The sequence below is a fragment of the Actinomadura formosensis NBRC 14204 genome, assembly GCF_001552155.1.
GTDB classification, from domain to species: domain Bacteria; phylum Actinomycetota; class Actinomycetes; order Streptosporangiales; family Streptosporangiaceae; genus Spirillospora; species Spirillospora formosensis.
This window is the reverse complement of the sequence record NZ_BCQQ01000182.1, coordinates 1-9085: the sequence shown is the minus strand read 5'-3', so window position 1 is coordinate 9085 and position 9085 is coordinate 1. Positions and strand designations below refer to the sequence as shown.

The window sequence follows — 9085 nt, the reverse complement described above, 5'->3', positions numbered from 1 at the left end:
CCTCGCAGGTCTTCCTCCATGCCCGGCGAACCTGCCTCAGCCTCCGAGATTCCCGCCGGGCTGGAGCAGCCGGCGGAGTTCCTCGGGCAGGTGCCTCAACGCCTGGTCCACACTGCCGGCGGTGCTGCGAGCGATCACCACCTCGGTCACGATCGCCGCGGTCTTCGGCACATCGCCCCGGGAAATGTTCGCGTCCTCCGCGAAACGGGCGGTGAACTCGTGGGCATCGTACTTGTGCGGCACGTGGGCGGGACTCCACCCGTCGTAGAAGACGCCGCGGAGCAGTTCCGGGAGCTGCGCCGCGAGATGGGCCGCGGCCTCGACCGGGAGGCGGTCGCGCAGGGTGTGCATCCAGGCCCGCAGTGTCCGGTAGGCGAAGGCACGATCTTCGGTGCCGAAGGCCGCGGCGATATCGGCGATCCATCGATTGGTGCTGTCGATGCTCCGGTCCAGCGCTTGGACTTTCGTGAACGACATTGGCCCGCCCCCCTGGCGTCCTCATCTTCATCGTCGTTACGAGCATTCCGCCGGCGAGCACTCCTGACGACCGGTGCAACGGTCCCGATCCGGCAAAGCGTCGGTCATGCCGGACCGCCACGCCCCCCACATCACAGGCCGACATGCGGGCACGGAAGAGAGAGACCGTGGCCTGCGGTAGAAGGCACCGGCAGGTATGGCGGTATCGGGAAGCTGGTGATGATGGTGCGGACGGACGCCAAGAGGCGCCGGGCTGAACCCCCGGAATCCGATGAGGAACCCGACCTGGTGCGGCAGTACCTGACCCAGATCTCGTCCACTCCCCTGCTGAACGCGGAGGAAGAGGTCGAACTGGGGCGGCGCGTCCAGCAGGGCGCGCGGGCCGCGGCGCTGCTGCGCGAATCCGACGCGGGCGAGCGCACCGTCCCTCCGGAACGGCGTGCGGAGCTGGAAGAGGCGGCACGGGAGGGCCGGCAGGCGAAGGACCACATGATCAGGGCGAACCTCCGCCTGGTGGTGTCGGTCGCCAAGAAGTACTCCCGGCACGGCCTGCCCTTCCTGGACGTGGTGCAGCAGGGCAACCTCGGTCTGATCCGTGCGGTGGAGAAGTTCGACCACACCCGCGGCTTCAAGTTCTCGACCTATGCGGTCTGGTGGATCCGGCAGGCGATCCAGCGGGGCCTCGCCGCGCAGGCCAGGACCATCAGGTTGCCGATCGACGTGGTGGAGGAACTGGCACGGGTCGGACGCCTCGAACGGGAACTCCAACTCGGCCTCGGACGAGAGCCCACGCCGGAAGAGGTGGCCGAGCACGCCGGGATCACGGTCGGCAGGCTCTCCGAGCTGCGCCGGCTCGCCCGCACGTCGGTCAGCCTCGACGCGCCGGTGGGGGAGGACGGGGACACGCGGGTACGGGATCTGATCACCGAGACCGAGGTGCTGCAGGCGGCCGAGGTCGCGGAGTACCGGGCGATGGCGGAGGAACTTCGCGCGCGGATCGACACCCTGCCCGCGCAGGAGGCGATGGTGATCAGCCTGCGCTACGGGCTGCACAACGGCAGACCGCGCTCGCTGCGCGAGATCACCCGCCAGACGGGGCTGGGCTCCAAGCGGATACGCAGCCTGGAGCGCTCGGCGCTCGCCCGGCTGCGCGGCTCCGCGCAGGGTGACGCCCGGCCGGCCGGAGAACGGCGGTCCGGCCGGCCGGACCGGGACTGAGCCCGTGCTACGCGTGGCGCAAACGCGCGACCGGACCGGCGGGATGCCGGCGCGGCGCGGCCAGACGGACGAGCGGGCCGCTGGAACGGCGGCCGGGGACCGCCGTCATGGGACGAGGTCCAGCGCGGCACGGACGATCGAGTCCGTGTCGATGCCGTGGTGGCGGTAGACGTCCTCGATCGTGCCGGACTGGCCGAAGCCGGTGACGCCCAGGTTGACGCAGGGGACGTTGTTCAGCCCGGCGAGGAAGGCCAGGGTGTGCGGGTGCCCGTCCAGAACGGTGACGAGCGGGGTGGCGCGGGCGGCGGGGAACGCCTGGTCGAGGATCCAGTTCGGGCCGTCATCGTGGCCCTGGCGGGAACGGAGTGCCTGGAAGAGCAGGCCGGGACTGGTCACGCACACCACGTCGGCGCCGAGGCCGGCCTGTTCCAGCCGGTCGGCGGCGGCGAGCGCCTCGGGGACGAGGGCGCCCATCACCGCCACGGTCACCGCGGGGCGGGCGGCGCGGCGCAGCGGGTAGCCGCCGGCGATGACCTGCCGGCGGCGGCGTTCCCGGGCGGCCGGGTCGGCCGGCACCGCGGCCAGCGTCTGGTCCACGGGGCGGGTCGACAGGCGCAGGTAGGCCGAGCCGCCGTCCGGACGGCCGAGGCGGGCCATGCTCGCCAGGAGCGTCCACTCGGTGTCGAGGGCGAACGCGGGCTCGTAGGCGACGCAGCCCGGCTGCTCGATCCCGATCGACGGGGTGAGGACGGACTGGTGCGCGCCGCCCTCGGGGGCCAGAGTGACCCCGGACGGCGTGCCGATCAGGATCGACTGGCCGCCGGCGTAGATGCCGAACGACCAGGGCTCCAGGGCGCGGCCGACGAACGGGTCGTACAGGACGCCGATCGGCAGCAGCGGCCGGTTCCAGCGGCTCCAGGTGGCGCCGAGCTCGCCCAGCAGCCCGACCAGGTTGGTCTCGGCGATGCCCAGCTCGATGTGCTGGCCCGCCGGGCCCTCCCGCCAGTGCAGGATCGTCTCGGCGTCGTCGGCGAACCAGTCGCGGCGTTCGGAGGTCGACCAGACACCGACCTTGTTGACCCAGCCGCCGAGGTTGGTGCTGGAGCTGACGTCCGGGCTCACCGTCACGACCCGCGCGGCGGCCTCGGGCGCCTCCCGGGTGAGGTCCAGCAGCAGCCGGCCCAGCGCGGCCTGGGTGGTCGCGGTGCCCTTGGGGGTACGGCCGATGTCGGTGGGCAGCGGGGGCGGGGCCTGCGGCGCGACCGGGTCGCGGCGCAGCCGCGCGGCCGTGTCGGCGCACAGCCGGGCCGCCCGCGTGCCCTCCTCGAAACGGTCCCACGGCGCGTCCGGGTCGATGCCGAGCCGGGCGGCGAGCCCGGTCATCTGGTCGGCGGTGAGCAGCGAGGAGTGGTTCTGCGGGTGGCCCTCGCTGGGCAGGCCGTGCCCCTTGACCGTGTACGCGAAGATCACGGTCGGCCGGGTGTCGTCGATCGCGTCGAACGCGTCGGCCAGGCTGCCGAGGTCGTGGCCGCCCAGGTTGCGCAGCGCCGCGAGAAGTGCGGTGTCGTCCAGCGTCGCGACCAGCTCGGCGACGGGGCCGCTCCCGCCGGGCAGCCGGTCGCGCAGCTCGGCCGCGTCGCAGCGCAGCAGCCGCTGGTACTCCGGGTTGGACATCGCGTCGATGCGGGCGCGCAGCGCGTCACCGCCGGGGCGGGTGAACAGTTCCGACAGCAGCCGGCCGTACTTCAGCGTCAGCACCTGCCAGCCCGCGGCGGTGAACATCCCCTTCAGCCGGTGCGCGGCCAGGTAGGGCACGACCCGGTCGAGCGACTGGCGGTTGAGGTCGACGATCCAGACGATCTCGCCGAGCTCGGCGACACCCGGGTCGAGGATCGCCTCCCAGACCGCGCCCTCGTCCAGCTCGGCGTCGCCGACCAGCGAGTACTGCCGGCCCGCGGGCGTCCCGCCGGCCACCCCGTCCACGTACCGGCGGGCCATCGCGCCCCAGATCGGCGCGGTGGCCCCGATGCCGACGGACCCGGTCGAGTAGTCCACCGGATCGGGGTCCTTGGTCCGGCTCGGGTAGCTCTGCAGCCCGCCGAACTCGCGCAGGGTCGTCAGGTACGCCCCGTCCAGCTCGCCGAGCAGGTAGTTGATCGCGTGCAGCACCGGGGACGCGTGCGGCTTGACCGACACGCGGTCGTGCGGCCCGAGGTGGCGGAACCACAGCGCCGTCATGATGGACACCATCGACGCCGAGGACGCCTGGTGCCCGCCCACCTTCAGCCCGGACGGGTTGGGCCGCACCCGGTTCGCGTGGTGCACGATGGCGGTCGCCAGCCACAGCACCCGCCGCTCGATCTCCTCCATCACCTCGGTGTGCGGCGCCGTCGCCACGGGGTCGTTCATCGTCGGCTCCTCTGCGTCAGCGCCAGGAAGGCGCCAGGTCGATGGAGATCGACTGGATCTCCGTCACGGCCTCGGCAATGTAGCGGCCGCCCAGCCGGCCGTGGCCGCTGGCGGTGCCCGGCGCGCCGCCGAACGGCAGATGCAGTTCCCAGTAGTTGCTGGTGTCGTTGACGGTCACCTGCCCGGCGCGGAGCCGGCCGGCCACCGCCAGGGTACGGTCCAGGTCCCGGCCGAACACCGCCGGGCGCCGCCCGCGACGCGCTCCGGCACAACGTCACCCGGCCGGCCGACGACCACGCCGGCGCCCGCGTCCTCGCCACGCTGCTCGCCGAGGGCGGCCTGCCGGTCGATCCCGCCGGGGTCGACACCAACTTCGTCTTCCTCGATCTGGCGCCCCTCGGGCTGACCCGCGACGCCGCCCGTGCCCGGCTCCGCTCCCACGGCGTCCTGTGGTCCAACGCCCACCATCCCACCGTCCTGCGCGCCGTCGCCCACCTCGGCCACTCCCGGGCGGACCTCCAGACCGCCGCGGCTCGCACCGTCCACGCCCTGACCACCGGCTGAATCGCGGCCCGGCCGCGCCTTCAGGCCGTCCTGATCAGGCCGTCCTGATCAGGCCGGCCCGATCAGGATGGCCCGATCAGGGTTCCAGGACAGCCGGACGGGTTTGCCGGGGTCGGCGGGGGCCGTGCCCGGGACGGTCAGTTCCACCGGCCGGGTGAGCCCCCCGACCTCGACGGCGACCCGGGAGACGCCGCCGAAGAAGCTGGTGTCCATGACCGTCCCCGCGAGCGGGCCCTCGTCGTCGAACCTGACGTTCTCGGGGCGCACGGACAGCACGACCGGGCTCCCGGCGGGCAGGTCCCCCGGGGGCTCGCAGGGCAGCGGCCCGGATCCGACCCCGGGCACCTCGACGCCCCCGTCCCGCAGCACCCCGTCGAACAGGTTGTTGGCGCCGACGAAGTCCGCGACGAACCGGGTCCGCGGGCGGCGGTAGAGCGAGACGGGCGCGTCGACCTGCTCGACCCGGCCCTCGCTGAAGACCGCGATCCGGTCGGCGAGCGACATCGCCTCCTCCTGGTCGTGGGTGACGACCACGAAGGTGATGCCGACCTCGTGCTGGAGCCGTTTGAGTTCGAGCTGCATCTCCGCGCGGACCTTCTTGTCCAGCGCGGACAGCGGCTCGTCGAGCAGCAGCAGCCGGGGACGTTTGACGATCGCGCGGGCCAGCGCGACCCGCTGCCGCTGCCCGCCGGACAGCTGGTTCGGGCGGCGCTTCGCGGCGCCGGGCAGGCCGATCGTCGCGAGGACGCCGGCGACCCGGGCGCGGATCTCGTCCTTCGGCAGTCCCTCGCGGTGCAGGCCGTAGGCGATGTTCTTCTCGACCGTCATGTGCGGGAAGAGCGCGTAGCTCTGGAACATGAGGTTGACGGGCCTGCGGTGCGCGGGCAGCGCGAGCAGGTCCGCGCCGTCGAGCGTCACGGTGCCGGTGTCGGGCCGCTCGAACCCGGCGAGGACGCGCAGCAGTGTGGTCTTGCCGCAGCCGGACGGGCCGAGCAGCGCGAAGAACTCGCCCTGCACGATGTCGAGGCTCACGTCGTCGAGGGCGGTCACATCGCCGAAGCGCCGCGACACACCGGTGACGCTCAGGAGGGTCATGCTGGTCCTAACGCAGGGAGTCGGTGAGGCGGGTGAGCCGCTGGGCGAGGATCACGACCGTGAAGCTGACCGCCAGCAGCACCGTGGCCAGCGCGTTGATCTCGGGCGTGACACCGAAGCGGACCATCGAGTAGATGACGATCGGCAGGGTCGGGTCCTTGGGTCCGGCGGTGAAGAACGCGATCACGAACTCGTCGATCGACAGGGTGAACGCCAGGAGCGCGCCGGCGACGATGCCGGGCGCCAGCGTCGGCAAGGTGATCCGTACGAACGTCGTGACCGGGCCCGCGCCGAGGTCCCGGGACGCCTCCTCCAGGGACGTGTCGGAGTGCGACAGCCGGGTCCGCACGACGGTCGCGACGAAGGCCATGCCGAACACGGTGTGGGCGAGCAGCACCGAGTGCAGCCCGAGCGTCGCCCTGACGGCGGAGTAGAACGCCAGCAGCCCGATCGCCAGGATGAGGTCCGGCAGGATCGCGGGCAGCGTGGCGAGCACCGCCAGCACGCGGAGGCGGGGGTAGCGGGCCAGCCCCACGGCGAGCAGCGTGCCGAGCACCGTCGCCAGCGCGGTGGACCCGGCGGCGACGACCAGGGTGTTGACCAGCCCTTCCCGGATGGCCTCGTCGCCGCTCAGTTCGCCGTACCAGGACGTGCTGAAACCGCCCCAGGAATAGGGCGTGTCGGCGGCGTTGAACGACATCGCGACGAGCACGACGATCGGCGTGTAGAGGAACAGATAGGTCAGCCAGAACGGCCCGTAGGCCCACCGCGCCCTACGCATGGTCGCCCTCCCCGGAGAACCGGCGCGCGGCCCACGCCTGCACTGTCAGCAGCGCGATGAGCACGGCGACGATGCTGAGCGCCAGCACCGAGCCGAAGGGCCAGTCGCGGGCTTTGAGGAACTGGTCGCGCACCAGGTTCCCGACCATGATCGTCCGTCCGCCGCCGAGCAGCTCGGGGATGACGAAGTTGCCGAGGCTGGGCACGAACACGAACACGCACCCGGTCAGCACGCCGGGCAGCGTGAGCGGCAGCGTCACCGACAGGAACGTCCTGGCCGGGCCCGCGCCGAGGTTGGCCGAGGCCTCCGCGAGCTGCGGGTCGAGCCGTTCGATCGCCGAGTACAGCGGCAGGATCATGAGCGGCAGGTAGGCGTAGAGCAGCCCGGTGACGATCGCGCCGTCGGTGTAGAGCAGCCCGAGCGGCCTGTCGATCACCCCGAGGTCGGTGAGCGCCGAGTTGACCAGCCCCTCGGAGTTCAGCAGGACGATCCAGGCGTAGGTACGGATCAGGAAGTTGGTCCAGAACGGCAGCACCACCGCGACGAGCGCCGGCGTCTTCCACCGGGCGGGCAGGCGCGCGATGACGTAGGCCGTCGGATAGCCGATGGCCAGGGCCAGGAGCGTCGTCATCGTCGCGAGCTTCACCGAGGTGAGCAGCACGTCCAGGTAGAGCGGGTCGGCGGCGCGGGTGAAGTTGTCGCCGGTCGCCTCGTGGACGATCCCGCCGAACCGGCCCCGCTTGAAGATCGTGTAGCTGAGGACCAGGGCGAGCGGGACCAGCAGGAAGGCCAGCAGGTACAGCAGGCCGGGACCGAGCAGCACCAGCGGCTCGGCCCGCGGGCGGCGGGCCCTGCCCGCCGCCCGCGTCCGCGCGTCCTTGGGCACGGCGGTCATTTCTTGGCCGCGACCTCGGTGGCGATCTGCGTGTAGGTCGGCGCGGCCTCGCCGAGGTCGACCAGGCCCTCGCCCTTCAGCAGGTCACCCGGGGGCATGGCCAGGTGCGGGTGGCTCTTGACCAGTGCCGGGTCGACCTTCTCCATCGCGAGCTTGTTCGGGACCTTGTAGAGGATGTTCGCCGCGGCCCAGCCGTGCACCTCGGGTTCGAGGATGTAGTTGATCAGGGCGTGCGCGGCCTCCTTGTTCTTGGAGGACTTCAGGATCACCATCGTGTCCACCCAGAGGTCGCTGCCCTCCTTGGGCACCGCGAACTTGATGTCCTTGCGGTCGGTCGGGCACCAGCCGTCCCATGCCTCGGCCAGCGCGGCCTCGCCGGACTTGAGCCGGTCGCCGAAGGTGGCGTCGTCGAAGGCCAGCAGGTTCTCCTTGGCCTTGACGAGGACGGACTTCACCTGGTCCATCTGGCCCTTGTCGCGGGTGTTGGCCGAGAAGCCGAGGGACTTCTGGGCGGGCAGCATCAGCCAGCGCTCGGTGGCCAGCATCGTGATCTTCTTCTTGAGCTCGGGCCTGGGCTTGAGCAGGTCGTTCCAGCTGTCGGGGGTGTAGCCGGTCAGGTCGCTGCGGTAGCACAGGCCGGTCGTGCCCCAGGTGTAGGGAACCGAGAAGGTGTTGCCCTTGTCGTAGGCGAGCCGGGTGGCCTCGGGATAGAGGTTCCCGAGGTTCGGGATCAGGTCCGCGTGGATCGGTTCGAGCAGGCCCTGCTCGTTGAGCGCCTGGGCGAACTGGCCGGAGACGAAGGCCACATCGATGCCGCTGTCCCCGCCCGCGGTGAGCTTGGCGACGATCTCCTCGTTGGTCACGTGCTTGGTGACGGTGACCGGGGCGCCGGTCTTCGCCTTGAACTTCGCCGGCAGGTCCGCCGGCATGTACTTGTCCCAGTTGGAGATCGTGAGCGACTGCTCGGCGAGATCGGCGCTCGGGTCGAGCCTGTCCGGGGCGGCCGCGCCTCCGGAAGCGGAGCCGCCGCAGGCGGCAAGGGTCAGGGCGAGTGCCGCGACGATCGTCGCGGTCGATATGCGGAGCATACCGACACCACCTTCGGTGGTCGGAGGACTGCGGTCGAAGGCTGAGTGTTGCATCTCACCTCAACATGAACAAGACTTAAATCTGCTACTCAACGCCTACTTGTGGTTACAAACTTGAATTTGCATTCAACAGACGTCGTGGCCCCGGACGGGGTCCCGGAGCCCTACACGGCGCGGGACTTCGCCGTGCTGCCGCCGCTGGCCGACCCCGCCGAGCGGGCGATCACCGCCGACCAGACGCACCGGTCGGTGATCGTCGGCGAACGGCTGGTCGTCAAGTGGTTCACCCCGCCCGCTCCGCCGCCGCACCGGGCCCTGGCGGTACTGGAACAGCTCGCGCTGGCCGGGTTCACCGGGACCGCACGCCCCTACCGGGCGGTCTTCGCCCCGGACGGCGCGTTGGTCGCGCTGGTCACGGCCTACCTGCCCGAGGCCCGCGACGGCTGGGAGTGGTGCGTGGACGCGGCCGTCGCCGGGGAACCGGTCGGCCGGCTGCTGGGCACGCTCACCGCGGACCTGCACAGGGCCCTGGCCACCGCCACCCCCGCCCACCCCGCC

Annotated in this window: 10 protein-coding genes; 2 read left to right on the top strand and 8 right to left on the bottom strand. The window is 71.7% G+C overall.

Annotated elements, in window-relative coordinates:
* Nucleotides 1-36: 36 nt before the first annotated feature.
* Nucleotides 37-477: a DUF2267 domain-containing protein gene (locus AF1_RS30250; RefSeq protein ID WP_067807092.1), complete on the bottom strand. Its 441-nt coding sequence runs from the start codon at nucleotides 475-477 to the stop codon at nucleotides 37-39.
* Nucleotides 478-696: 219 nt separating this feature from the next.
* Here AF1_RS30250 and AF1_RS30245 point away from each other — a divergent pair, with 219 nt between their 5' ends.
* Entirely contained in the window at nucleotides 697-1695 is a 999-nt protein-coding gene (locus AF1_RS30245) for a sigma-70 family RNA polymerase sigma factor (RefSeq protein WP_174548912.1), read from the top strand.
* A 105-nt stretch (nucleotides 1696-1800) separates the two neighbouring features.
* On the opposite strand, the gene AF1_RS30240 is transcribed toward AF1_RS30245, so the two are convergent.
* The 7 genes from AF1_RS30240 to AF1_RS30210 form a co-directional block, all read right to left on the bottom strand.
* Nucleotides 1801-4104, bottom strand: coding sequence for a transketolase-like TK C-terminal-containing protein (locus AF1_RS30240; RefSeq protein WP_067807089.1), 2304 nt, complete (start codon nucleotides 4102-4104; stop codon nucleotides 1801-1803).
* Nucleotides 4105-4120: 16 nt separating this feature from the next.
* Complete coding sequence (locus tag AF1_RS30235; RefSeq protein WP_067807086.1) at nucleotides 4121-4309, bottom strand: aldehyde dehydrogenase family protein; 189 nt, start codon at nucleotides 4307-4309, stop codon at nucleotides 4121-4123.
* The gene (locus AF1_RS35470) at nucleotides 4279-4650 is read right to left on the bottom strand and encodes a hypothetical protein (RefSeq protein WP_131732779.1); all 372 of its coding nucleotides are present in this window, start codon (nucleotides 4648-4650) and stop codon (nucleotides 4279-4281) included. The genes AF1_RS30235 and AF1_RS35470 overlap by 31 nt, the downstream gene beginning before the upstream one ends.
* Before the next feature lie 66 nt (nucleotides 4651-4716).
* Nucleotides 4717-5763: an ABC transporter ATP-binding protein gene (locus AF1_RS30225; RefSeq protein WP_067807080.1), complete on the bottom strand. Its 1047-nt coding sequence runs from the start codon at nucleotides 5761-5763 to the stop codon at nucleotides 4717-4719.
* A gap of 7 nt (nucleotides 5764-5770) precedes the next feature.
* A complete protein-coding gene (locus AF1_RS30220) occupies nucleotides 5771-6544 on the bottom strand; it encodes an ABC transporter permease (protein ID WP_067807077.1) in 774 nt (257 codons plus the stop codon).
* Nucleotides 6537-7439, bottom strand: coding sequence for an ABC transporter permease (locus tag AF1_RS30215; RefSeq protein WP_067807075.1), 903 nt, complete (start codon nucleotides 7437-7439; stop codon nucleotides 6537-6539). The genes AF1_RS30220 and AF1_RS30215 overlap by 8 nt, the downstream gene beginning before the upstream one ends.
* Entirely contained in the window at nucleotides 7436-8527 is a 1092-nt protein-coding gene (locus AF1_RS30210) for a polyamine ABC transporter substrate-binding protein (protein ID WP_067807072.1), read from the bottom strand. Before AF1_RS30210 ends, AF1_RS30215 begins: the two co-directional genes overlap by 4 nt.
* A 120-nt stretch (nucleotides 8528-8647) precedes the next feature.
* On the opposite strand from AF1_RS30210, the gene AF1_RS30205 reads away from it, so the two are divergent.
* Nucleotides 8648-9085 (top strand): hypothetical protein (locus tag AF1_RS30205; protein WP_217999862.1); only part of this gene is annotated, 438 nt, incomplete at its 3' end.

Excerpts from the sequence above, each read along its gene's own strand:
- AF1_RS30210 (WP_067807072.1), bottom strand. The coding sequence starts at position 8,527 with ATGCTCCGCATATCGACCGCGACGATCGTCGCGGCACTCGCCCTGACC.
- AF1_RS30215 (WP_067807075.1), bottom strand. The coding sequence starts at position 7,439 with ATGACCGCCGTGCCCAAGGACGCGCGGACGCGGGCGGCGGGCAGGGCC.
- AF1_RS30240 (WP_067807089.1), bottom strand. The coding sequence starts at position 4,104 with ATGAACGACCCCGTGGCGACGGCGCCGCACACCGAGGTGATGGAGGAG.
- AF1_RS30245 (WP_174548912.1), top strand. The coding sequence starts at position 697 with ATGATGGTGCGGACGGACGCCAAGAGGCGCCGGGCTGAACCCCCGGAA.
- AF1_RS30225 (WP_067807080.1), bottom strand. The coding sequence starts at position 5,763 with ATGACCCTCCTGAGCGTCACCGGTGTGTCGCGGCGCTTCGGCGATGTG.
- AF1_RS30250 (WP_067807092.1), bottom strand. The coding sequence starts at position 477 with ATGTCGTTCACGAAAGTCCAAGCGCTGGACCGGAGCATCGACAGCACC.
- AF1_RS30220 (WP_067807077.1), bottom strand. The coding sequence starts at position 6,544 with ATGCGTAGGGCGCGGTGGGCCTACGGGCCGTTCTGGCTGACCTATCTG.